Genomic DNA, 24888 nt, shown 5'->3' with positions numbered 1-24888 from the left:
AAGGTCTGACCACAGACCTCATGTCAATAGACAATATAATTATGGGACACACAATGAAACTAGTTAAAAAACTCGTTGTAACCGTGGCTATTGTTGCTGCGGCGCTTGTTAGCCAAGCTTACGCCAGTACGTACGCCAAAACCAAGTACCCAATAGTATTAGTGCACGGCCTATTTGGCTTTGATGACGTGCTCTTTGTTGATTACTTCTACAAAGTACCGCATAAACTTAGCCGCAATGGTGCCGAGGTATATGTTGCTCAAGTCTCTCCTGCCAATTCCTCGGAAGTACGTGGTGAACAGCTTTTAGCTTATATCGATGAAGTACTCGCATTATCAGGAGCGCAAAAAGTTAATCTTATTGGGCACAGTCACGGCGGTCCAACAGCGCGTTACGCCGCTAGTGTTGCTCCAGACAAAGTGGCATCAGTCTCCTCAGTAGCGGGTGTTAATTGGGGCAGTAAAGTCGCAGACCAACTTCGCAATGCGATAGCTGAAGATTCTTTTCAAGAAGGCGCTGCAAGTGTAGTGGTTGATGCTTTTGCGAATATTATAGAGATTGCTTCAGGTTCTGACCCGCGTGACAAACCTACTGACTCTATTGCAGCAATGGACTCGCTTTCAACCACAGGCAGTATTGCTTTTAATCGCAAGTATCCAGAAGGTATGCCCTCTGCATACTGTCGCAACGATGGGAAGATGCTTGCAGAAAATGGTGTTTATTATTTTTCTTGGAGCGGGGCGAGAACGTTCACCAATGCACTGGATATTGCTGACCCGTTTCTTGCTATTACGGGCACCGCATTTAATGAAGCTAACGATGGCCTTGTGTCTACTTGTAGCTCTCACTTAGGCAAAGTGCTGAAAGACAATTACAAGATGAACCATTTGGATGAAGTTAACCAAAGTTTTGGTATCACCCATTGGTTTGAAACAAACCCAGTTGATGTATTCGTTAATCAAGCCAATAGGCTGAAAAACTTAGGTTTGTAATGAAGGTTATTCTTATTTTCCTAGGAGGGCTTGCAGCCCTCCTTATCGGCACGTTGGCACTTAATAAACAGCAGTCTGCTGCTTCAGTAGAACAACATTTAGTTGCCGACACACCAATGCTACCTTCTTCGCAAGTTGCACTACCGCAAACCTCGTCAGTAGAAAGTAATATAGGTAGCGTAACTCAGAACCAGAATGCCTTTTATTTGAGCTTCACCGTTAAGGACGATTTCGATAAATTTATTTTTGATAGGCAGGAAACCGCACCTGAGTTGGTGATAGCGCATTTCAATGTGTATGCGAGAGAAATGTTTAGCGATGATACCGAGAGTGTGGCGACAGATCTCTTTGAGCGTTATGTAAGATACAAAGTGGCGTTGTCTGACGAAGACATCGAGGTAGATATGTCGCTCTCAAATCTACGCGATGTTGCGTACAAACTCGATGAGAGAGAACTATTAAGGCGTGAGTATTTTTCCGACATTGAATATTACTACTTGTTTAGTCAAGACGCCCAAATTGATCAAGCCGCGTTAGATAGGCTACAGATAGCGCAAGAGAAAATGCTCGACAAATCACAGCGCCAAGCCTTGATCTTTGCGCAAATTGAAAATGCGAGCGACGCTGAAAAACACGCATTTAAGCCAACAGTAGACATGCACAAGATTCAGCAAATAAAGCGCACACACACAACGCTAAATGCGCGTTACAACGCCGTGGCTGCCGAGTTTGGTCACGAGGTGGCCGAGCGATTCAGGAAAACTTGGCAAGCACAAAGCTCATGGGATGAGCGCGTTAAAGCGTATGAGAGCTACCGACAATCAATAGGGAATAAAGACCTGAAGAGTGATGTCGTGAAACAACAAATTGTCGACTATGAAAATGCTCACTTTAGTGCCAACGAACTAAAACGGCTAAGAGTGATAACTTCTCTGCAAACGGCAGCTTCGGCCGATTAAGCTTCAACGCATACACAGGTATAACCATAAAAGCGCTGAATAGTCATACTGTTAAGCAGAGTGATTTGAATGCCTACTCTCCACTGACTACATTAGCAATACACACCTCGCCCTACCGAGTTGCCTATGGAGAGTTTGACAGTATGAAAATATATGAAACGAAAACAGCACCCAATCCTCGCCGAGTACGCATGTTCCTCGCAGAAAAAGGAATAGACGTCGACTATGTTCAAGTCGATATTCAAAAAGGTGAGAATCTAACTGCTGAAATGCGTGCGAAAAACCCACTTGGGAAAATTCCAATTTTAGAACTCGACGATGGAACCTGCATCGCAGAAACCGACGCTATTTGTACATATTTTGAAGCACTGCAACCTGAGCCGCCATTAATGGGCACTACGCCGGTAGAAAAAGCAACGATTTCTATGTGGCAACGACAAGTTGAGTTTGCATTTATGCTTCAGGTTGGCATGTGCTTTCAACATACAACGGGCTATTTTAAAGACCGCATGGTGCCGGTACCTGAGTATGGAAAAGAAGCGGGTATTAATGCATCGAAGTACTTAAATATCTTGGAGCGTAGGCTTGGTGTAAAACCCTTTATAGCCGGTGATGCGTTTAGTATTGCAGATATTACCGCATTGTGTGCCTTAGACTTCGCCCGCGTTGTCGATATTCGAATGAAAGAAGAGCAAACCAACTTGGCTCGCTGGTATGAGACAGTGAGTAGCAGAGCGAGTGCAAAAGCCTGATGATTGATTTATATACCGCAGCAACCCCCAATGGATGGAAAGCCTCTGTCGCCCTTGAAGAAATGGGGCTTCAGTATACTGCCCATAGCGTTAATTTAATGAAAGGCGAACAAAAAACACCTGAGTTTCTCGCCATGAACCCCAACGGACGTATTCCGGTGATTGTCGACCGTGATGAGCAGGGGCATGTTGTGTTTGAATCCGGGGCCATAATGCTCTATCTCGCTGAAAAAACGGGTATGTTTTTACCCCAATCAGCAAAAGGTAAGAGTCAGGTTACTCAGTGGCTTATGTTCCAAATAGGGGGGATTGGTCCCATGATGGGACAAGCGAACGTGTTTTATCGCTATCTAGAAGAAAAGATCCCAGTTGCTATCGACAGATACCAAAACGAAGTGCGACGACTTTTCACTGTTTTAGACGGTCGTTTAGCTGAACATGAGTACTTGGTTGACGACTACTCTATTGCAGACATGGCGAACTGGTGCTGGGTACGCACTTATGAGTGGTCTGGCGTTAGCATAGAGGGACTGGACAATCTTATTCGCTGGAAAAATAGCATTGAAGCGAGACCAGCAGCGCGACGCGGTGTGGAAGTGCCTAATAAGATTGATAAAGAAGCCCTAATTAAAGGCGCCAAGAACGTGGTGACTCGCTAGAACATTAAACAAAGCGTGCTGTACTTTTTTAAATGCACGCTTTGTATTACACTGCGGGCGTGCAAAAACGCGCTAGAACTACGAAAAATAACGTTAAAGGTGTATCATGAAAGGGATTTTACTCTCGCTAATGCTATTAGTTGTGAGCGCTGCGTCCTTCGCTTCGCAACAGCTGCCACTTGAATACTTCATTAAACACGGTGATTACCTCGATTTAAAACTGTCGCCTAACGGCAAACACATTGCCGCGCGCGTGCGTGTGGATGGTCGAGTATTCCTAGCCATATTAAATGCTGCGGATATGCAGATTGTAGGCGGTATCAAACCAGGTAATAAAGACATTATCCACACGGTTAACTGGGTAAATGATGAGCGTCTGGTTTTCGAATACGCGGAAAAACAAAGTTACCTCGATAGTCCTATCCCAACAGGCGAGTTATTTGCCATGAATATCGATGGCTCGCAAAAAGAAATGCTTTATGGTTATCGAGCTAGCGACGAAAGAACGGGTTCGCGTTTATCAAGTAGAGAAAACACGTTAGCAAGCCAAGAGATCTTAAGTTATCTAGAAGATGATGAAGACCATATTCTTATTGCCGAATATCCATGGACAAAAGAGGGTACATTGTATTACGACTCTCGTGAAAGACCTCCCATTATTAGCCGTCTTAATATTTACAGTGGTAAAAAGCGCAAACTAGACATATTACCTTATGGGCACAGCCGTGCACTAGCCACGAAAAAAGGCCAGGTTAACTTTATGACGTGGCGCGACGAAAATGGCAACGGACACTCTGCCTATCGCAAAAATAACGACGCAGAATGGGTGCCGTTGAACGAAGCTTTTGAAATTCAAGAAGGGCTATACCCACTAGGCCTTAGCGAAGATAATAAATCAATTTATCTGTCTGGCCGCACAGGTGAAGAAGAAGTGTATACACTGTACACGTTAAATCTTGAGACAGGTAAATACGCGCGCGCGTTCCCAGAGCATACAACCGATATTGAAAATGTGATTTTAGATACCAATGGAATGCCTGCAGTAGGTATTACTTATCCAAACAAGTCAGCGTTTGTTTATGCTAAAAATAACTCGAAGATTGGTAAGATCCACAAAATGCTAGCAGATGCATTTGAAGGGCAAACCGTTGATATAGCTAGTGCGACAAAAGATTGGAAAACGCTTCTTGTACACGTTTCTAGCGATGTAAATCCGGGTGAATACTACTTATTTGATAGTGAATCGATGGGGGCCGAATTTATTTGGGCGAACAGCTCATGGATAGACCCTGGTTACCTATCAGCAATGCAGCCTATCGACATTCCTACAGAAGATGGTGAAACCATTCACGGTTACCTTACCATGCCAAGTGTAAAGCTTAACGAAGGCAAGCCACCATTGGTTGTGATTATTCACGGTGGTCCGCATCAACAAGGAACTCGAGATTTTTGGCAGTATGATGCCGAAACTCAGTTGATTGCCAACCGTGGTTATGCCGTTTTACGCGTAAACTTTAGAGGCAGTGACGGCTACGGCAAACGCTTCGAGCGCTTGGGTTATCGAGAGTGGGGCGGCGCGATGATTAAAGACATTAACGACTCGGTTAAGTACGTTATTGATAAAGGCTACGTGGACGGAAACAAAGTATGTTCTTACGGCGCTAGCTACGGAGGTTACGCTGCCTTGATGTCAGTGGTTCGCGACCCAGATTTGTATAAGTGTACCATTGGCTATGTAGGCATTTACGACCTAGAGTACGTATATTCAGAAAGTGATATTCCAAATAGCTGGGGCGGTCAGGCTTATTTGCAGCGCGTACTGGGCACCGACAAACAAGTATTATCTGAGTTCTCGCCGATTAGTCATGCCAGTGAAATTAAGGCCAAAGTAATGCTTATTCATGGCTCAAAAGACCGTCGTGTACCTGAGATAAACTCAGAAGCCCTTGCTGAAAAGTTAGAAGAAGTAGGCAATGCGCCTCAATATCTTCAGTATTCACAAGCAGGCCACGGCGTGTTTGATGAAGGTGACAGACAAGAGTTGTATCAGGGATTACTCGATTTCCTAGATGCAAATCTTCATTAAAAACGTAAAATAAAACACGTTAGGGCCATTAAACAACTTATGAAATATACGTTGTTAAATGGCCCTTTTTTATTGAGCTATGTCCTTGAGAGTTTGCATGAGGCGGTTGAGCCAACCGTTGGCCAGACTAGGCTTGTAAACCAGTACGACCTCCTCTTCGTTACAACTCTGGCTTTCTACTATATTAATCGTCGCGAGCTCTTCTGTCGTCGCTACAAACTCAGGAACGTACGCCAGTGCCAACCCACGACGCACCAAAGATATAAGCGTGCTAAAGTCGTTGCAGCGATACTGAATGTATCTTGGCATTTTTTCATCATGCCAACCATCAGAGCCCATACCTCGGCGAATGCCACAAAGAGGGGAAACATTAGGGCAGGCAAAACCGAAACTGCTCAAACCTTCCATTGAGACGTTGCCATCTATCAATGAATTTATGATGGGATGAGACTTGCCTGCTACAACGCAATACGTCGTTTTCCCTAAACTAATAGAAGTGAGCTCACTTCTGGCACCATGCTCTTGCAGCCCTGCTTTGGTGACCAAAGCTAAATGGCTTTGCCCAGTAGATACATGGCTTAGCGCCTGCCCCTCCCAAACTGCATCAACGTTAAATTCCAAGGACATACTGTGTAGCCCTTTAACAATATCGCTTAGCTGATGTTGGAGCAGGATCGCTGGTCCAGACAGTTTTACGGTTGTGGTATGGTCAGCACCAATAAACTCACTAATCGCTTGTTCAGTCTCATGGACAATATGCAATGCATACTGGCGAAACTTTGCTCCCTGTGAATTAAGTACAATATTGCGCCCAATTCGATCGAAAAGTGTAGTGCCAAGTGTGTTCTCAAGTCGTTTAACGACTTTTGATAGGGCGCCAGCAGTGACATTCAGCTTAACCGATGCACGTTGTAAATTGCCACAATTCGCTATTTCTATAAATTTCTTCAGGTCATCGGTATCCATTAAATTATTTCCTAAATGGAAATGAATATTGAAATTTTATAGCTTAAAAGTGAATGTTTGCAATGTAATACTCTCGCCAATTCAACCCATACGCACATACAGTCAGGATTCTTTGTAGGAATGCCAAGAGCAACAATTGGTATTTAGGTATTGTGTCTTCGTCATCACGAGTAATAAAAATGAGATTGAGTTTAATTTTTCTGTGCTTTTTTACACTTGTAGGTTATTGCCTTGCCAACACTGAAAATTATGGCGGGGAGCATAGTGGTCATGAGTCACATCGAGTGGGTATGCATGGTATGGTATTGTTCAGCGATGGCTTGCACCTATATGCGAGCCACCTTCCACTATATAGTACGCCGCATGACTATCAAATTCTTTATCAAGTCGAAAGTCGGTACCAACGTGAGTTAATCAGCCTGCTTACTACAGCGCGTCGAGAAGTTGATCAGGGAAACGCGCTGCTAACGCTACTGCCAGAGTCATTTGACTTGAATAGACTTATTGCCGGTGATGCTTTTGAAATAAGAGCAACATTCTATAAAGGCCATTTTGAACGCGGTGGTTCAAAATGGAAAGAAGACGAGAGTTTTCAATTTGTGAAACGAGTTTATAAGCGACAGTTACCAGTTTCCAAGAAGGGGGGCGCATCGGCCTCTCAAACAATACACAACCCAAATCATCATGCTACCCAATGGGTTTCACTGCCAACTGAAAATGGCAAAAAGTCCTTGTATGTCTATCGAATTGAGCGCAGGCCATCATTTGATGCCATAGTGTTAGCAGAGGGTTGTCCATCTGTAGAGCATCTGCCATCAGTGGCACCGCGAACGCCAAGTATTGAGCAAGTTTATGCAGCATTTGATACTTGTAGTCATCGCTCGGTTATGTATTTTGAGACAGCGGATTTCGCACTCTAAAGCAAACATTATGGGTAACGTACCTTCACGCGTAATTAGCCAATAAAGGTAAGTTGGCGCTGCCTATGGACTGCGCTTTGGCGCCAACATTACCCGCTGTTATTGTTATAGGAGGCAGCCCTCTCATATCTAAATGCGATAGTGCATTTTGCGTTGTGTCTACAAGCGCTTGTCTCACGTCGTTGGGCATTGCGCCGTCTATAATGATGCCATCGAGGTCGAGCAAACTCATTGCGCAGTGACTTGCATATGCGAGTCCTTGCGAGGCATTGCTTATCCACGTTGTTATTTCATGGGGAGAACACTGCCAATGGGAAGGATGCTCATACAAAAGACCACCATTCTCGCCATTCGCATTAAGTTGCTGCTCAAGTAGATAAAGAGAAGACTGTTTTATGAGTTGTTGTACTTCCTTTCCATTAAACAGTGACAGCGAGCCAATTGCTCCCGCCCTACCGCTTTTGCCCTCTAAAAGAGAACCATTGAGCACTAACCCACCACCCACAAAAGTACCAACAAAAATATAGAGAAAGTTACGCCATTGGTGAGCGTTGCCAAACGATAGTTCGGCGCTACATGCTGCGGCGGCGTCATTTCGCACAAAAACTGGAAGGGCTAACAATGCGTTTAACTGACTTGCGATATCACATTGCTGCCATTGTTTTAACACCTCTATTGGCGCTCCTGCTTCCTCTGCCCAGTGCCATATTTCAAAAGGCATGGCTACACCGATTCCGCGGATCCGGGTGGTAAGGCATTGGTCTAACGAGCTCGCAACAACATTAAATGCGCGCTGTGAAAAAGAGAGTAGGCTATCGACACTCGGGAAATCAACGCGTTCGTGCAGTGAGGCAACTACATTGCCAACGAAATCGATGAGCGTCATATCATAACTGCGCCTGCCGATCTTAAGTCCTACACTAAAAGCACCGTCTTCATTAAGTGCAAAAGGGATCTTGGGTTGGCCTTTCGCGCCTTTTAGGGGCGAAAGTCGCTTAACCAAATCGTCGGCTTCGAGTTTTTTAATAATAACTGTTGCAGATTGAGCAGACAGGCCTGTCATTTTTGAGATAGTCGCTTTTGGGAGGGCACCGTGCTGACGTATGAGTGCAAGCACCTCTCGTTCGTTTTGTGAGCGATTATCTAACAGTTCAGGTGCATTATTGTCGTTTAAGTCTACAGGTGTATTCACTATCTATGTGCATCAGCATTATGACAAAAGTTACGCTAAGGTTATCACACAATTCTCATCACTTAATGGTGTAATCATAAGCACAATACAATTAAATCAATCTAGTTGATTTAATTGGGGTGATGGTCAATACTACAGCATAAGGTTGCGCAGAGAATTGGCATTAAGCGCATTAACGTTCGAACAGTCCCTAAAAGTGACTAGTGATTAATGACCTAGTAGCGAATAGTAAAAAATGTCGAGGTGGGTATGAAAATTTTATGTTTAGGTGAAGTGCTAATTGATATGTTAAGCCAGGGGGCTGCGCCAAAAGACAGTAGCACACCTGCAATGCTTCCCTTTCAACCCTACGCGGGTGGTGCACCTGCCAATGTTGCCGTGGCGGTCGCAAAGCTAGGCGGGCAAAGTGCAATGGTTTCTAAAGTGGGCAACGACACCTTTGGCGAGTTCCTTAAAGCAATGCTAGCGCACTACCAAGTGAATACCGATTTTGTGTGGACCACTGACGCGGGTAAAACGGCCTTAGCATTCGTTAATTTAGACGACGATGGCGAGCGTTCATTTGATTTCTACGTTGATAATGCGGCGCACAAGCACATTTCAGAAGATGATTTGTCGTTAATCCAATGCGATGACAACAGCGTTCTGCATTTTTGCTCTGGTTCTATTTCTACTCCAGAACTGCTACCAAGTACCCAATACATGTTAGATAAAGCCAAACAGAATAATATGATGGTGTGTTTGGATATTAACTATCGCCCCGCATTTTGGGACGACACGACAAAAGCACCTGTGCGTATTGATGAGGCGGCCAAAAAGGCGACCATTATTAAGGCAAGCAGAGAAGAGCTTGCTGCACTTTATTGCGAAGACAACGCAGAGATCAAAGTTCAGCAGTGGTTACAAAGCGGCGTAAAGCTGGTTCTTGTTACCGATGGTGGCGAGCCTATTCACTATTACACTGCCACATTCAAAGGTACGCTTGCATCGCCAAAAGCTGATGTAAAAGACACAACGGCAGCAGGTGATTCCTTTATTGGCGGTTTCTTGTATTACATCACCACTTGTGTTGGTAACACGGTTGAGTTTAACCAATGGGTTGAACGCGCAGAACAGGTTAATGAGGCCACTGCGTTTGCTATTCGCTGCGGCGCCTATACGGTTACCCAGTTTGGGGCTTTCAGTGCACTTCCTACGCACGATGATATTGCCTAGCGATAACGACAATGTGGGCGCAAAGGCAAAAGCCCGCAGGTTAAAGCCCGCGAGTTTAAACCGTTAACGTTCAATCAAGCTTTTTACCGTATCCAGTGTGTCTGCCTCGTTTGCTGGTTTATCCCAGCGAATGCGGTGGATACGCGGAAAGCGAAGGGCCACGCCCGATTTATGTCGGTTAGACGGATGCACAGCATCAAAGGCGACTTCTAGCACCAAGGCTTTTTCCACTTCCCTTACCGGGCCAAAACGGCCAACAGCATGTCGCCTCACCCAATTATCTAGCTTTTTTAGTTCTTCGTCAGTAAACCCCGAGTAGGCTTTGCCTATAGGCAATAGCTGCCCGCCTTCCCATGCGCCAAAAGTGTAGTCGGAGTAAAAACTGGAACGCTTACCGTGGCCGCGCTGGGCATACATCATGACCGCGTCTACCAAGAGTGGGCCGCGTTTCCATTTAAACCACTGCCCTTTAGGCCGCCCCGGCACATACACACTGTCTAAGCGTTTAATCATCAATCCTTCAACAGCACGGTTTTCACACACGGTGGTATGGAGTGCTCTCAGGTCCTTTGGTGAATCTGCATGTAGTACATCAGACAAAAACAACTGCGGATGTGGGTTGGCGCTTAGGTAGTTGGCGAGTTTTTCTCTGCGCGCACTCAAAGGCATTTGTGTTATCGATTTACCCTCAAGCATAAGTGCGTCATACACAATTAGGCCTACGGGTGACGATTGCATTAGCGCTTTACTGGGTTTCTTTTTGTTCAGTCGCTGCTGAAGTGCGTTGAAGGTATTTACATCAGGAACTGAATTGTCTGTAGCGTGGTTATGGATCACCAATAACTCACCGTCTAACACCATGTGACCTGACATATCACTGAGCAAATCGGGAAATGAACGACTAATGTCATCGCCCGTACGTGAATAGAGCGCTTTTTCTGGTTCTGCTTTATGCGTATTTAGGCTTAACTGCACTCGTATACCGTCGTATTTGTTCTCAATTTGCCAGGTATTTGGCGCAAAGGCGTCGATATTCTTCTCTTCAATGGGGTGTGACAACATAACGGGGTGAAAGGTCACCACATCGTCAATGTTCGGCTTACTCCCTTTCCCTTCAAGCCATTGCAAAAGTTCGGTGTAGGGCGGCGAGACTGCATGCCATAAGGTCTCAATATCCTTAATGTCTTTGTTACCATAGTCAGCGAGAATGTGCTTGATGGAGCGTGCTGACACCCCAATGCGTAGCCCCCGTGTACCAAGCTTTAGTAACGCCCAGCGCTGCGAGGGAGTCATCATCGTCAGGTAGTCAGCCAAGGTCTCTGAAACGCGTTGCTTGCTAATACTGGCAAAGGTCTCAACAATGCTTCCTAGTGAAGGCAGTGGAGAAATTGGCTCGTTTTCAGGCCAAAGGTGAGCCACTGTCTCACTCGCCTCACCAACGTAATCATAACTCATGGCAAATAAGGCAGGGTCGGTACGCTCGGTTATCAATTTCTTAACCGTGTTGCGTTTGAAAAAATCAAATCGCAGCGTCCCCGCCATGGCTGCAATAGCCCATCCTCTGTCGGGGTCGGGTGTATTGGCAATGTAGTCAGCAATAAGCTGCGCTTTGGCTTTTGTACCAGCGGTGTAGTAAAGCTGCTCAAGTAAATGACTGAAGGCTTCCATTAGTCACCTCCTTGTTCTGCTTCATCATACCCAACAAGTGACAATGCACGCGCTTTGTAGCCCATCTTTTGGGCTTGGTACATCAGCGCATCTTCTCTTCCATGGGTTACCCACACTTCTTTGGGGTTAACTTCTTGAATGGTTTGAAGTAGTTCAGGCCAATCGCAATGATCGGAAATAATAAGTGGAAGCTCGGCATTGCGCTGTTTAGCGCGAGCGCGAATTTGCATCCAACCTGAGGCCATCACCGTGCGTACATTAGGTAAACTTCGAGACCAGCGATCTGCCAATGCTGACGGTGGTGCAATCACTATTTCGCCTGCCAGCATAGCTTTGTCTACAACGTCTGAAACGGGAATTAAATTGCCTAAGTCAATATCGAATTGGCGATAGAGTTCGCAAAGCTTTACCTGTGCACCATGCAGGTAAATGGGCTTGTGATATCCTGCTCGGCGCAGCGCAATAATGAGACGTTGGCACTTACCCAGCGCGTAAGCTCCTACCAAATGGCATCGCTGTGGAAATACTCGTAATGAATGCAGCAGTTTGTCGATCTCATTTTCTATGGGCGGGTGCGTAAAAACGGGTAAGCCAAAGGTTGCCTCGGTGATAAGTACATCACACGAAACGACTTGAAACGGCGGGCAGGTGGGGTCAGGCCGACGCTTGTAATCGCCTGATACCACAACGCGGTAGCCAGCATATTCAATCAGCAACTGGCAAGAGCCCAAAATATGCCCTGCAGGATAGTACGTGACTGAAACATTGTTGAAATAAAGCGGCTCGGCCAGAGTCACGGCATGTTGTTCTTTAGCCATCTCCTCGCCATAGCGGCTACGCATGATAGCTAGCGTCTCTGTGCTGGCGTAGACGCTATGATGCCCTGCACGTGCATGGTCTGCATGACCGTGAGTGATAAGTGCTGTGGCGACCTCTTTCATGGGGTCGATATAAAAGTCACCTGGTTCGCAATAAAGGCCAATGTCGTCTGTTTTTAACCATGTTTCAGGATGCACGCTGTTTAAATACCTATTTTGAACACAAACCTACCGATATATACGTAAAATCAGTAAGAAGGCGCAATCTCTTGCCACTTTTCATATAACTAAACCGTTCAGTGCAGCCTGCGTATAATGAAAGAAAACCACAACGAGCAAGAAATGACATCACTGCCTTCAGTATTCACTGACTGGTTCAAGCAAAAAGGCTGGCAGCTTCGCGACTATCAAAAGCGCATGTTGGTAGAGAAGGACCAACACAAAAGCACTCTGCTAATTGCGCCAACGGGCGCAGGCAAAACCCTGTCGGGGTTTCTTCCAAGCTTGGTGGAGCTTTATGAACACACTAAACAGGCAGAATTTAAAGGGTTGCATACGCTCTATATTTCCCCGCTTAAGGCCCTGACCCAAGATATCCATCGCAACCTTTTGCAACCTATAGAGGAGATGGGATTAAGTATTACCGCAGAGACGCGCACTGGCGATACCCCATCGCATAAGCGCCAGCGCCAGAGAAAAAAGCCGCCTCATATACTGTTAACCACGCCTGAGTCGCTCATGCTGATGTTAAGCTATGCTGACGCCGATAAGCTGTTTGGCAAATTACAGCGTGTAATCATTGATGAAACCCACAGCTTAATGGCCAATAAGCGAGGGGACTTCTTATCGCTTGCGTTAGCGCGGCTTAATGTGCTGTCACCACAGCTTAAACGCATAGGCTTGTCAGCCACGGTAGCCTTTCCTGAAACTTTAGGGGCGTGGTTGGCTGGAACTGACAGCCAGTCGCACATTGTTAAAGTAAAAGCCGGCGAGAAGCCTAATGTGGAGATGCTCCACTCGAAAGCGCGCATGCCTTTTGGTGGCTTTATGGCGCGCTACGCCATTGATGATATCTATCACGCCATTGAAAACGCCCAAACTACCCTTGTTTTTGTGAACACCCGTGCGCAGTCAGAGCTTCTGTTTCAAATGTTATGGGAGGCAAATAAAGCGGCGCTCCCGATAGCCTTGTATCACGGTAGTTTGAGTAAAGAGCAGCGTCGTAAAACGGAAGCTATGATGGCAAGCGGGCTATTGCGCGCTGTGGTGTGTACGTCTGCCCTTGAACTGGGCATCGATTGGGGGGACGTGGACAAGGTCATTCAAGTGGGGGCACCAAAAGGTGTTAGCCGTTTACTGCAGCGTATTGGGCGCGCCAATCACCGCTTGGACGAACCCAGTGAAGCATTGCTAGTGCCGGCCAACAGGTTTGAAGCGTTGGAGTGTCAGGCGGCCATTGCGGCGATTGAAAAAGGAGAGCTAGATGGCGAATCGCCGCAACCGGGCGCGCTCGATATTGTTCCCCAGTTTATTCTAAATTGTTTGTGCAGTAACCCTGATACACCGGATACTCTTTATGCGCAGATACTTTCGGCAACGCCGTATCAAGGGTTAGACAAGGATGATTTCGACAAGCTATGGCAGTTTACCCAAGACGGCGGTAGTGCCCTAAATGCTTACGAGCGTTACCAGCGCCTGAGTCAAAACGAAGACGGCACCTATTCACCGGCTAATCGCCGTGTTATTCAGCGCCATCGACAAAATATCGGTACCATCGTTGAAGCTGGACGGCTCAAGGTGAAGCGTATCCGCCGGGGTAACCAAGGGAAAATTATTGGCGAAGTAGAAGAGTATTTTGCACAGCAGCTAACGCCTGGCGATACCTTCTATTTTGCCGGCGAGGTGCTCAAATTTGAGGCCATTCGCGATATGCAGCTACACGCAAAGCCCGCGAAAGCCAAAGAGCCTAAAATCCCCAGTTATGCGGGTGGGCAAATGCCCCTATCGACCTATTTAGCAGACGGTGTACGCGCCATTTTGGCAACGCCGACAACGTGGAAGGCTCTGCCCGGGCAGGTGCAAGAGTGGTTAAACCTTCAAGCTGCTTTTTCTGAGCTACCTCAACCTGGCAATGTATTGGTTGAACAGTTCCCTTTTAGGCAAGCTTACTACACCCTTTACTATACATTTGACGGTAGAAAGGCCAATCAAACACTTGGCATGCTGCTAACGCGGCGCATGGAGAAAATGGGCATTAAACCGTTAAGTTTCAGTGTGACAGATTACGGGCTCTCGATAGCGTCAGTAAATACACTCTCCAAGGGGCAGCTTCAGCAGCTGTTTCAACCTGTTATCTTGGGTGATGAGTTAGAAGACTGGATGCTGCAAGCGCCTATGCTCAAGCGCTCGTTTCGACAAGTGGCGGTGGTAAGTGGCTTGACCGAGCAGCGTTATCACGCTAGTCAAAAGACCATGAAGCAGGTCACGTTTTCTACCGATTTAATATACGATACGCTGCGCGAACACGACGCAGACCATATACTGTTAAAGGTTGCGCGGGCGGACGCCGAGCGCGAGTTATTAGACTTAACGCGCTTGGCTAACCTACTTATTCGCTATGTGGATAGTGCGGTGCTTGTGAACTTAGAAAAACCGTCGCCTATGGCTATTCCAATAGTGCTTGATGTGCGCAGTGAACAAGTGAAAGGTGCAGGGGCACAAGCCATTATCGAGCAAGCTAACTTGTATGCTGAAGCAGAAAGTATGCTTGATGAAGTGCGTGCGCTGCTTTCCACTACCGAGCGCGAGTAAATGGCGTGTTGACGTTAATTTATGAAGTAGAAGGATTATTTTGGCTATCAGTGACACTTGGCTGACGCAGCAGTTGAGTCAGCGGCAGCTCAGCATTACAAAATTTGCTGATTATCTATGGATCCTCGATGCCCGTGGCGTTGCTTATTTACCAGCCTGTGATTGGCTAATAGTGTCTGATTTACACTTGGAAAAAGGCAGTTACCTAAGTAGTTATGCAAACCCGTTACCTAATCTAGATTCAAGGGCAACACTACTGCGATTAGACAAGATAATACGCGACTATAATCCTCGTCGCGTCATTAGCTTAGGCGATAGCTTTCATGACAAACACAGTATGTCACGCATGACAGAAGAAGACCGGGTTTACCTGTGTGATTTGGTTCATCGCGTAGAAGAATGGTTTTGGGTGGAAGGAAATCACGACCCCGATTTACCCGATGGCATACCCGGAACGCCTTGTTTTGAAGTGCTGCTGGGTGATGCTGTGTTTCGTCATGAGCCACAGCAAACAGATGGTAAAGCGCAAATAATAGGGCACTTTCACCCCAAGACGCGCACCGCTATTTCGCGGCGTCGCTTTACTGGTAAATGTTTCACCCATGACGACGGGCTATTTATTATGCCTGCGTTTGGACAGTTTACGGGCGGGCTTGATATTGATGAAGACGTTATGCTGGCGCTTTTACCTAAGAAAGCGCGGCACACTTTTATGATGTATGACGACATTCTTTTTAAGGTGTAGCGTTTAAAGGTGCAGCGCTAAAAGATGTTGGGCTTTAAAGTGAAGCTATCTGAAAAGACGGTGTTGTTGAGTGTTCTTTCAAACAGTCAACCAAGCATAAAAAAAGCGGCACAACCCTTTTGGTTTATGCCGCTTTTTCTTTAGCTGTTACTTTCGTCAGTGTGCATTAATCGCGCCAGCGCTTTGTCAAATCGTCGTAGGCGTCAATGCGTCGGTCGCGGAAGTAAGGCCAAATGCGTTTTACTTTCTCGGTACGCTCCATATCCAGCTCAACAGCTAATGTTGTTTCGCCATCAGCGTCGGCTTTGGCCAAAATTTCACCCTGCGGGCCCGCAATAAAACTTTGCCCCCAGAACTGAATACCTGGGTCGCCTTCTACTGGAGAGGCTTCAAAGCCCGTACGGTTAGCGACAATAACAGGTACTGAGTTGGCTACCGCGTGTGCACGTTGAATGGTTTCCCAGGCGCCATGCTGACGAGCACGCTCGTCATCAGTGTCGGTTAGATCCCAGCCTATTGCCGTTGGGTAGAACAGCAAGTCAGCTCCTGCCATCGCCATAAGGCGTGCAGCTTCTGGATACCATTGGTCCCAGCATACCAATACGCCAAGTTTTCCAACGCTGGTTTCAATGGGAGTGAACCCCATATCGCCCGGGGTGAAGTAAAACTTCTCATAAAAGCCAGGGTCGTCAGGAATATGCATTTTGCGATATTTACCGGCAATCTCTTTACTTCTGTCGAACACAACGGCGGTATTGTGATAAAGCCCAGAACCACGTTTTTCAAATAGTGAGGTGACCAACACAATGTTGTGTTTTTCTGCAAGTTCGCCAAAAAACTCCGTTGCCGGACCTGGAATTGGCTCTGCCAAATCAAAAGCGTCAGTATCTTCTTGCTGACAGAAGTACATGGTGCTGTGCAGCTCCTGAAGCAATATACATTCACAGCCTTCAGCGGCTAACTTGGCTATTTGCTCGGCACTTTTATTCCAGTTCGTTGCTTTGTTGTTATCAGCAACGGCCTGCTGTACCAGACCAACTTTTAGCTTAGTTGGGCGCATGTAGTGACACTCCTTTCTTTAAGGTGGCAATAATTGAATCTTTCAATGTATGTGTGGGTACTTGCATAGAAATACAATGCAAACTACCGTACTGCTTTACGAGTACACTGCAATCAATAGGTTCAACACTGTGCTCAGGATACGCTTTTTGTATCACAGCTATTGCCTCATCGTCTTCTGGCTGCCCGTATACGGGTAACAAAATTGCCTTGTTACAAATGAGGTAGTTGGCATAAGACGCAGGCAACCTGTCACCCTCTTCATTTTCAATGTAAGGCAGCGGCAGGTGGAATTGCTCATGTTCTGGCAATTCTAGCGCGCATTCGTCACACAATGCTTTTAGCCCCTCGTGATGGCTGTCTTGTGGTCGGTTGTTACTCGCTTGAATGACCAGGCCTTTATCCGGTGTAAAGCGTACAAGTGTATCTATGTGTCCGTCAGTATCATCACCCTCAAGGTGACCGTGTTGCAATACGGTTACCTTGGTACAGCCCAACATATCTTTAAAGGTGTCTTCGTAGGCACTCAACGACATATCGCCATTGCGCTCAGGGTTTAACAAACACTGTGCGGTGCTAAGCAAATGCCCGTCTTCATCAATTTCAAGTGCACCACCTTCGGCAACTACAGGGCTGCTGCGCAGTGCTGCATTACACATAGACGCTAAATAGCGCTGGTTTGCTAGGTTGTCTTCGCTTGCGTTGAATTTATTTCCCCAGCCATTGAAGCGAAACTCCACTGGATAACCTATGCCTTGTGCATCTTTACACGTGATAAAACCGTAGTCTCGCATCCAGGTATCATTGAATATGGCGGGTACGATAAGTACACGAGCATCGTCAGGCAAGCGACTTTTTAGACTATCCACATCGTCAGCAGCACAAAGCAGAATAACGCCCGCATTAAAACGGTTTACCGCAGCAATGACATTAAGATAAGTGCTTCTTGCTTCTTCAAGCCAAGGTGCCCAGTCGGTTTGCGCATGTGGCCACGCCAACATAACGGCATCGATATCATGCCATTCGGGCGCCATAGTGCGATTGCCTTGCATAGTAAATTCCAATTAAACAATAAAGCCGAGATTATAGCCTCACCAAGGCCTATGACCAAGATGAGGGGTGATGAAATAAATTGGCTGTGACGATTCGTAAATACGTTGATTGAAGTGAATTACTTTAGGTGCCGCCCACCGTTTAGGTGAAGGGTTTGCCCTGTGATGTAATCGCTTTGCATGAGATAGTGCATGGCTTTTACCGCTTCTTGTGCGCCGGGAACAATTTCAAGCAAGGATTTTTTTATCGCCTTTTGCTTGTAGGTGTCGTCATCACCCTCGTTAAACATGAGCAGTGCTGGCGCAATACTGTTTACCTTCACGCGAGGTGCGAGCTTTTTAGCAAAAGATAGCGTGAGGTTGTGCAAGGCGGCTTTGCTAGCGGCATACGCCATATGTTTTTCGCTACCTGTTTCTTGGACATAATCAGTCATATGGATGATGTCGGCTTGTCCCTTATCGCTAGTTAGGTGTGATTCAAGCGCCAAATTAATACGATAGGGCGCAACGGCGTGCACCATCATCATGCTGTGTATTAATGCGTGCTTGTCTTCACTGTCTTTCTCTTGTGCCCAATCTGAGGCATTGTGAATAATGGCTCGATAGGTTTTACTGATTGCTTTAATCTCATCAATTGCTCGATCAATAGCCGCCTCAGTGCTAAAATCCGCCTGTAAAACGGTGGCGCCCATCTCTTTGAGTGTGGTTATTGTTGGTTTAAGTGTTCGATAGGTGATGACTACTGAGTAACCTGTCTCTAACAAACTTTCTGCCATGGCCAGCCCGAGTCTTTGGCTGGCCCCTGTAATTAAAATGGGTGAACTCAACGCGAATGCCTTATTAGTTGGGTAACGGTTTACCAAAAGTGTGCCACACACCCAATAGGATGCATTGGCATTAAATAAAAGTCATGTTTCCTTGTAATGGATCTGTAACGATTTGATTAACGTACAAGATCAAAAAAGAAGTAATAACGGATAAAGTAATGTTAGCAAAAGAAGCGGTAATTGTGCGTGATGCACTGGACCCCTCCATTTCAGAACCTGCGCAGCGCGTGCGAGAAGCCTTACAAGCCAAAGGGTTAGAAACCCCTATGGTTGAAAATGGCCTATCGGATGAACAAAAGCGTAAACGCATCGAAAGTGCAATGCGTGATGTAATGGAAACGCTTGGCTTGGATTTAACCGACGATAGCTTGTGCGATACACCTAATCGCATTGCTAAAATGTACGTAAATGAAGTGTTCAGTGGGCTGGATTACCGCAAGTTTCCGAAAATCACTGCTATTGAAAACAAAATGCAGATTGATCAACCTGTACAAGTGTCAGACATTAGTTTGACAAGTACATGTGAGCATCACTTTGTGACCATTGATGGTACGGCGACGGTTTCTTATATACCGAAAGACACCGTTATTGGTTTGTCAAAATTGAACCGCTTGGTTGGCTTTTTTGCCCAGCGCCCTCAAGTGCAAGAGCGATTAACGCAACAAGTACTGGTTGCGGTTCAAACCCTAGCGAACACCGATGATGTTGCGGTAAGCATTAATGCAACACATTATTGCGTGAAAGCAAGGGGTATTCGAGACACCAGTTCTTATACCAAAACATCGGCCCTCGGTGGGCGTTTTTTAACTGATAACGAACTTAGACGGGACTTTTTCCGCTAACCACGAACATAAAAAAGCCGCTCAATTGAGCGGCTTTTTACTTAACGTCAATTAAAATTATTTCATTGCCTTATCAGATTCGATAGCATCGATAACTAGATTAACACGTCCGCCTATACCATCGGCTGGGGTTAGACTTAACATTTTTTTACAGCAGTCACAGGTTTCGTGCTGTTCGTGATACATATCACGCAGCGCTTCGCGTCTTAACTCATTAATTGTGCCGCAATGCGGGCACATGTATTCCAAAGCACTATCACTTTGCATAGCTTTTTCCGTCACCATTTTCACATATCCGTATGAAGTAAGGTCTACCCCGTATAGTGGCACCACATAATTGATGATGCATTGCCGCAAGAGCAACGTTCACAACCATTATACGTAAAGCGAAAGCAATTCGATTTGCTTAACGGAAAGTATAGAACACATCAGCAAAATCACAGGGTGATTTTACACAAAAATGTTAAGTGTCTGGCGTATATAGGAATTAAGCTTTTTGGGGGAAGTGTAGTGCAGCCACAACGGCGGTTGTGACTGCCTTGGTCGAGAAAATCTTACGGATTTGCCAAGCCGCTAGTCGGCACTCAGCCATACTTGCTGAAATGGGCGAAGCGTAATAAGCGCCTCATTTCCATCAATGGTACTTCCTGTCAGTAAATCACTGCAGCGCTTGCGTTCAATGGTATTCAAAATATCCCCGCTTACCTGCTGAACATGTTCACTAAAGTTACAAATGACCAATAACTTTTGGTTGTCATGGCCTTCTCGTAAGAACGCGAAACAATGCTGATTGTCAGACTCAAGAATGTGTGTTGTCGCGTCCCCAAATACCGCATTCGTCTTTCTGATTTGCAGCATTTTTTGAAGCCCGTCAAAAACGGCTTTACTCGCAGATTGCTGCGGGCTCAGTGCTTTAGAAGGGGAGAGGGCTAAAGCGGTATCTTGCTCGGTAACTGCAATGCGATTTACCCAACGATCATCATGCTTTTTACTGTCGTCGTTACGATAGCTATAGTCATTTAGCTTGGCTATTTCATCACTAGAGTAAAGCAATGGAATACCACCAATACTAAAGGTAATACCGTAAAGCAGAAGCATACGTTTCACTGCATCATCTATTGCTTTTTGATCGCCGTGTTCTAACGCACCCTCTAGCCCACACAACGATGCCAATGAACCACATACCCGACAATCACCATTAGACGGGTTTTCAGCAAAAGGCACACCATTGGCAAAACTGCCATCAAAACGACCGGTGTAAAATTGGTTTAAGAAGTAGCGATGATCAAACGGATTAATTCCTAGTTCCTGTGCGACCGCGTCATCAAAGGTCCACCCAATGTCATCGTGACACCTTACGTAGTTCACCCATGTACATTCGCTTGATATTGGAAAACTTTTTTGCATAGATCGCGTTAGCAAGCGTGTTTTGCGTGTTGCTAATGAATTCCACAACAACGCCATCAATAATGGGTTGTACGACAATTGACATTCATCTTTGTCGACATACTTAACCACTTCATCTGGGTGCACTATGGCTTCCGATTTAAACACTACTGCCGGTGCTGCTATTTGTAAGCAACTGTTGAACGCCTGTATGAGAACATGTGCTTTATCTTGGTTCTCACAGTTCGTTCCCATTTCCTTCCATATAAACGCCAACGCATCCAAGCGTAACGCGGCACAACCAATATTGGCCAAAAATAGCATTTCTGATGTTATGGCATTGAATACTTCTGGGTTGCTGTAATTTAGGTCCCATTGAAAGCTATTGAACGTTGTCCACACCCACTTTTCCATCGTTTCGTTGTACGTAAAACTGCCGCGGCGCACTTGCGGAAATATTTCTCGTAATGTGGTTTCAAACTGATCGGGAATTGTTCGGTCGTCAAAAAGGTAATAATAGTTTTGGTATTGCTTATCGCCTGCTAGTGCAGCCTTTGCCCACTGATGTTCGTCAGACGTATGGTTGAAAACAAAATCTAGTACTAGGTTTATGCCTTCTTTTCGCAGTGCCGCTGCGAGCTTCTCTAAATCAGCCATTGTCCCTAAAGACGGGTTTACTTTTCGGTAATCGCTGACTGCATAGCCTCCGTCGCTGTCACCTTTTGGCGCATCGTAAAGTGGCATTAGATGAAGGTAGGTAATACCAAGCGCTTTGTAGTAAGGAATGCGGTCATGTAAGTCATTCAGTGTGGGGCCCATTAAGTCAACATAAGCGGCCATGCCAACCTGATTTTGGTCTCGATACCACAACGGGTTTTTTAAGCGATTTTCATCGAGTTTTTTTAGCGCAGTTTTTCGGTTCTTAACACCGTCTCTTAACGTTTCTACTAATTTTTGTAAATGAAAATAGCAATCGTACTGGTGACCATACACATGCGTGTATTTTTCAAATAGCGTAGGGAAATGCGCCTTTAATCGTCGAGTGAACATAGCTGCATCTTTCTTTGTCAGGCCTGACAAATCAGTCGATGCCAAGATTCGGTCTAAACATAAACCACTGTCAGCTGCATAATTCATAAATGACTCCAACACATTACACATTTAGGCGCGACCACTTGTTGAATTGGCTTAGCCCAATTAACAAGTTTACAGCCTGTTTAAATTCTGTTAACTTTTATCTTAAACGATTAAGTGATTTTAGCAAATAAATTTGCGCAAGTATTTTTTGTTTGCAGTTAAGTGGCGAAAAGCGAAGTGTGTTACTGATGAAGCGGACCGCTTTCGTAGAAACTTTTATGAGATGCTCTATGACCAATCAAGATCCTAACAGCAAAATTATCCGATGGTTGACCTACTTGATGTTTATGATGTTCGCGATGACATCAGACTCTGTTGGCGAGATAATTAAAGAAGTAAAAGTGGCGTTTTCTGTGTCCAATGCACAGGCCAGCTTAATGCACTCTCTACCTATGCTAGGTATCGCGCTTTCAGGTCTGTTTCTTGGCTTTCTAGCTGACAAGTTAGGGCGTAAGCCTACAATTATTATAGGTCTCGCCCTGTTCGGTGTGGCATGTTACAGCTTTCTTATTGCTAACGATTTCGTACTCATCGTGAGTTTGATGACCTTATCTGGTGTTGCTGTCGGTGTTTTTAAAACCGGCGCACTGGCGCTTATTGGTGATATTTCCACTTCGACTAAACAACATACCGCGACCATGAACGGTGCAGAAGCATTTTTTGGGGTGGGGGCTATTATCGGCCCGCTTATTGTTGCTTATTTAATTCATCAAGGTGTGGCGTGGCAATGGCTTTACGTAATTGCTGGTGGCGTGTGCACAGTCCTTATCGTTGGAGCGTTGTTGGTAAAGTATCCCAGCTATATGCGTGGCAACAGCGAGCAGGTTAAAAAAGTATCAGTAACCCAGAGCTTGGCACTGCTGAAAAACCCCTACGCCCTTGGCTTTTCTATCGGGGCATTTTTATACGTCGCGGCAGAAAGCGCCATTTATGTGTGGATGCCTAGCTATTTGGTGTGTGATGCAACATCGCTAAAGGCGACATACGAATGTTATACAGAAGGCTTTGCGCAAACGTTAGCTATCTACTCTGTTACTGCATTTTTCATTCTACGTGCCGCTGGGCGCTTTGTGGGTATTTGGATGATGTCCCATTTCAATTGGGCGTTGGTGTTAATGTTGTTCAGTGGCGCCATCGTTTTGTGCTTTAGTGCAGGGCTTTGGGGTGGAAAAAATGTAGCCTTGTTTCTATTTCCACTGACCGGCATATTTATGTCGGTGATTTACCCAACATTTAACTCAAAAGGCATTAGTTGTTTCCCTAAGCACCAGCATGGCACTGTCGCCGGCGTGATACTCTTCTTTACGGCTGCAGGGGCGGCGACTGGCCCATTTGTTATGGGGCTAGTAAGTGATGCGAATGGCGGCGATGCAAAATACGGATTTATGGTGGCTACCGTGTTTGCAACAATCTTGTTCATGGGTCTGGTATTTAACTACCTTTATAATCCTACACAAAGGAAACTGGCTGAGATAGAAGCCTCAGAGTACCATTAAATCAATTTTGCTGTGGCGCAAAACGACGGGTTTTGCGCTACAGCAAAAGATTGTGCTACCAACTATTGTTGTTTATGCTCTACGCATAATTGTTACAACAAGCCTTTCTTTTTATGGAAGAACTTAAACAAGCTCAAGTCCTTTACGACACACTCGTTGAATTCGCTGTTACCTATAGCTTCCAAATCTTTGGCGCAATTGTCATATTTCTTGTGGGCTGGTGGCTAGCTTCGAAAATAGGTGGCGCAGTAGAGCGCCTAATGGTAAAGCGTGATATTGATATTACACTAAGTCGCTTTACTGGCGGGGCAAGTAAGCTCGTTATTTTAGGTATTGTTATCATTATAGCACTGGGCAATGTGGGCATCAGTGTCACGCCGCTTATTGCTGCAGTCGGCGCAGTGGGTTTGGGTGCTGGCTTAGCAATACAGGGCATGCTTGCTAATTACGCTGCAGGATTCACTATTATTATCACGCGACCATTTGTTGTGGGCGACACTATTCGGGTTCAAGGTGTTGCGGGTGTGGTAGACCAGGTTATGCTGCCTTACACTATCCTTATCGATGAAGACGATGTCCATATTCAAATCCCAAACAAGCTTATTGTGGGTGAAATTCTTCAAAATTCCGCAGAACAAATGCTTATCGAGCTTGAGATTGGCGTTGCCTATTCCAGTGATGTTGAACAAGTGACCCAAATAATTACCGAGGCGGTAGCCAGTGTAGAAGGTGTGTCTAAAGAAAAGTCACCTGCGATAGGTATCGACAATTTTGGGGATAGTAGTATTAATTTCGGTGTGCGCGTGTGGGCACCCACCACACGACATTTCGAAACGCGCTATGCGTTAAATCAGGCTATATTCAGTGCACTGCAAAACGCACATGTGGAAATTCCTTTTCCACAGCGCGAAGTTCGAATGCTTTAAAGTTCGTACAGCTCTAAAGGCAGTCCATCTGGGTCTTGGAAAAATGTGAAGCGTTTGCCTGTGTATTCATCAACTCGCACAGGCTCGCTTTCAACACCTTTGTCACTCAGGTGACTAACCACTTCATCAAGGTTATCTACCTTAAATGCGAGATGGCGAAGTCCCTGTGCTTCAGGTCTGGTTGGCCGCTCAGGTGCTCCAGGAAAGGAGAATAGCTCTATTTGGCTTCCGTCAGGTAGTCCAAGGTCGCATTTGTATGAGTCTCTTGCTTCGCGATAATTCTCATCAATCACGCTAAAACCCAACACATCGGTATAAAACGTTTTCGACGTCGGGTAGTCGCTACAAATAATAGCGACGTGATGGAAACCTTTTAGCAT

Annotated in this window: 22 protein-coding genes; 12 read left to right on the top strand and 10 right to left on the bottom strand. The window is 45.8% G+C overall.

Features of this window, described 5'->3' with window-relative positions:
• Window positions 1-53: 53 nt before the first annotated feature.
• The 5 genes from OZ660_RS18000 (at window position 54) to OZ660_RS17980 (ending at window position 5448) form a co-directional block, all read left to right on the top strand.
• The gene (locus OZ660_RS18000; protein ID WP_274741893.1) at window positions 54-992 is read left to right on the top strand and encodes a lipase family alpha/beta hydrolase; all 939 of its coding nucleotides are present in this window, start codon (window positions 54-56) and stop codon (window positions 990-992) included.
• Entirely contained in the window at window positions 992-1951 is a 960-nt protein-coding gene (locus OZ660_RS17995) for a lipase secretion chaperone (protein ID WP_274741892.1), read from the top strand. The genes OZ660_RS18000 and OZ660_RS17995 overlap by 1 nt, the downstream gene beginning before the upstream one ends.
• A 143-nt stretch (window positions 1952-2094) precedes the next feature.
• Window positions 2095-2703, top strand: coding sequence for a glutathione S-transferase family protein (locus tag OZ660_RS17990; protein ID WP_202262727.1), 609 nt, complete (start codon window positions 2095-2097; stop codon window positions 2701-2703).
• Complete coding sequence (locus OZ660_RS17985; protein WP_274741891.1) at window positions 2703-3362, top strand: glutathione S-transferase family protein; 660 nt, start codon at window positions 2703-2705, stop codon at window positions 3360-3362. Before OZ660_RS17990 ends, OZ660_RS17985 begins: the two co-directional genes overlap by 1 nt.
• A gap of 106 nt (window positions 3363-3468) precedes the next feature.
• Window positions 3469-5448, top strand: a complete 1980-nt coding sequence (locus OZ660_RS17980; RefSeq protein WP_274741890.1) for an alpha/beta hydrolase family protein — start codon at window positions 3469-3471, stop codon at window positions 5446-5448.
• Window positions 5449-5517: 69 nt separating this feature from the next.
• Here the strand turns inward: OZ660_RS17980 and OZ660_RS17975 are convergent, their stop codons facing one another.
• Window positions 5518-6414, bottom strand: coding sequence for a LysR family transcriptional regulator (locus OZ660_RS17975; protein ID WP_274741889.1), 897 nt, complete (start codon window positions 6412-6414; stop codon window positions 5518-5520).
• 179 nt (window positions 6415-6593) lie between these two features.
• On the opposite strand from OZ660_RS17975, the gene OZ660_RS17970 reads away from it, so the two are divergent.
• Window positions 6594-7334 (top strand): hypothetical protein, encoded by a 741-nt coding sequence (locus OZ660_RS17970; RefSeq protein WP_274741888.1) that lies wholly within the window; start codon window positions 6594-6596, stop codon window positions 7332-7334.
• A 25-nt stretch (window positions 7335-7359) separates the two neighbouring features.
• Here the strand turns inward: OZ660_RS17970 and OZ660_RS17965 are convergent, their stop codons facing one another.
• The gene (locus tag OZ660_RS17965; RefSeq protein ID WP_274741887.1) at window positions 7360-8526 is read right to left on the bottom strand and encodes an ROK family transcriptional regulator; all 1167 of its coding nucleotides are present in this window, start codon (window positions 8524-8526) and stop codon (window positions 7360-7362) included.
• Between the two features lie 249 nt (window positions 8527-8775).
• On the opposite strand from OZ660_RS17965, the gene OZ660_RS17960 reads away from it, so the two are divergent.
• The gene (locus OZ660_RS17960) at window positions 8776-9741 is read left to right on the top strand and encodes a carbohydrate kinase family protein (RefSeq protein WP_274741886.1); all 966 of its coding nucleotides are present in this window, start codon (window positions 8776-8778) and stop codon (window positions 9739-9741) included.
• Window positions 9742-9804: 63 nt separating this feature from the next.
• Here OZ660_RS17960 and OZ660_RS17955 read toward each other — a convergent pair whose 3' ends face one another.
• Window positions 9805-11409, bottom strand: a complete 1605-nt coding sequence (locus tag OZ660_RS17955; RefSeq protein ID WP_274741885.1) for a cisplatin damage response ATP-dependent DNA ligase — start codon at window positions 11407-11409, stop codon at window positions 9805-9807.
• The gene (locus tag OZ660_RS17950; protein ID WP_274741884.1) at window positions 11409-12425 is read right to left on the bottom strand and encodes a ligase-associated DNA damage response exonuclease; all 1017 of its coding nucleotides are present in this window, start codon (window positions 12423-12425) and stop codon (window positions 11409-11411) included. The genes OZ660_RS17955 and OZ660_RS17950 overlap by 1 nt, the downstream gene beginning before the upstream one ends.
• 144 nt (window positions 12426-12569) lie before the next feature.
• On the opposite strand from OZ660_RS17950, the gene OZ660_RS17945 reads away from it, so the two are divergent.
• The gene (locus tag OZ660_RS17945; RefSeq protein WP_274741883.1) at window positions 12570-15038 is read left to right on the top strand and encodes a ligase-associated DNA damage response DEXH box helicase; all 2469 of its coding nucleotides are present in this window, start codon (window positions 12570-12572) and stop codon (window positions 15036-15038) included.
• Between the two features lie 40 nt (window positions 15039-15078).
• A complete protein-coding gene (pdeM, locus tag OZ660_RS17940) occupies window positions 15079-15783 on the top strand; it encodes a ligase-associated DNA damage response endonuclease PdeM (protein WP_274741882.1) in 705 nt (234 codons plus the stop codon).
• A gap of 166 nt (window positions 15784-15949) precedes the next feature.
• Here pdeM and OZ660_RS17935 read toward each other — a convergent pair whose 3' ends face one another.
• The 3 genes from OZ660_RS17935 to folM form a co-directional block, all read right to left on the bottom strand.
• Window positions 15950-16843: a carbon-nitrogen hydrolase gene (locus OZ660_RS17935; RefSeq protein WP_226431993.1), complete on the bottom strand. Its 894-nt coding sequence runs from the start codon at window positions 16841-16843 to the stop codon at window positions 15950-15952.
• The gene (locus tag OZ660_RS17930; RefSeq protein ID WP_274741881.1) at window positions 16830-17894 is read right to left on the bottom strand and encodes an agmatine deiminase family protein; all 1065 of its coding nucleotides are present in this window, start codon (window positions 17892-17894) and stop codon (window positions 16830-16832) included. The genes OZ660_RS17935 and OZ660_RS17930 overlap by 14 nt, the downstream gene beginning before the upstream one ends.
• A 119-nt stretch (window positions 17895-18013) precedes the next feature.
• Window positions 18014-18721, bottom strand: a complete 708-nt coding sequence (gene folM / locus OZ660_RS17925) for a dihydromonapterin reductase (RefSeq protein ID WP_274741880.1) — start codon at window positions 18719-18721, stop codon at window positions 18014-18016.
• 158 nt (window positions 18722-18879) lie between these two features.
• Here folM and folE point away from each other — a divergent pair, with 158 nt between their 5' ends.
• Window positions 18880-19563 carry a GTP cyclohydrolase I FolE gene (gene folE, locus OZ660_RS17920; RefSeq protein ID WP_202262715.1) on the top strand — a complete coding sequence of 228 codons (684 nt, stop codon included), beginning with the start codon at window positions 18880-18882 and terminating at the stop codon, window positions 19561-19563.
• A 57-nt stretch (window positions 19564-19620) separates the two neighbouring features.
• On the opposite strand, the gene OZ660_RS17915 is transcribed toward folE, so the two are convergent.
• Complete coding sequence (locus tag OZ660_RS17915; RefSeq protein ID WP_202262714.1) at window positions 19621-19848, bottom strand: hypothetical protein; 228 nt, start codon at window positions 19846-19848, stop codon at window positions 19621-19623.
• A gap of 288 nt (window positions 19849-20136) precedes the next feature.
• On the bottom strand, window positions 20137-22086 hold the full coding sequence (locus OZ660_RS17910) for an alpha-amylase family glycosyl hydrolase (protein ID WP_274741879.1): 1950 nt from the start codon (window positions 22084-22086) through the stop codon (window positions 20137-20139).
• 281 nt (window positions 22087-22367) lie between these two features.
• Here OZ660_RS17910 and OZ660_RS17905 point away from each other — a divergent pair, with 281 nt between their 5' ends.
• Window positions 22368-23582, top strand: coding sequence for an MFS transporter (locus tag OZ660_RS17905; RefSeq protein ID WP_274743469.1), 1215 nt, complete (start codon window positions 22368-22370; stop codon window positions 23580-23582).
• Window positions 23583-23695: 113 nt separating this feature from the next.
• Window positions 23696-24508: a mechanosensitive ion channel family protein gene (locus OZ660_RS17900; protein ID WP_274741878.1), complete on the top strand. Its 813-nt coding sequence runs from the start codon at window positions 23696-23698 to the stop codon at window positions 24506-24508.
• Here OZ660_RS17900 and gloA2 read toward each other — a convergent pair.
• Window positions 24505-24888 (bottom strand): SMU1112c/YaeR family gloxylase I-like metalloprotein, encoded by a 384-nt coding sequence (gloA2, locus tag OZ660_RS17895; protein ID WP_202262710.1) that lies wholly within the window; start codon window positions 24886-24888, stop codon window positions 24505-24507. The genes OZ660_RS17900 and gloA2 overlap by 4 nt on opposite strands.

Origin of the sequence: Alteromonas sp. 009811495 (assembly GCF_028865455.1) — a bacterium.
GTDB lineage: Bacteria > Pseudomonadota > Gammaproteobacteria > Enterobacterales > Alteromonadaceae > Alteromonas.
The sequence above is the reverse complement of the archived record's forward strand: the minus strand, read 5'-3'. Positions and strand labels throughout refer to the sequence as shown.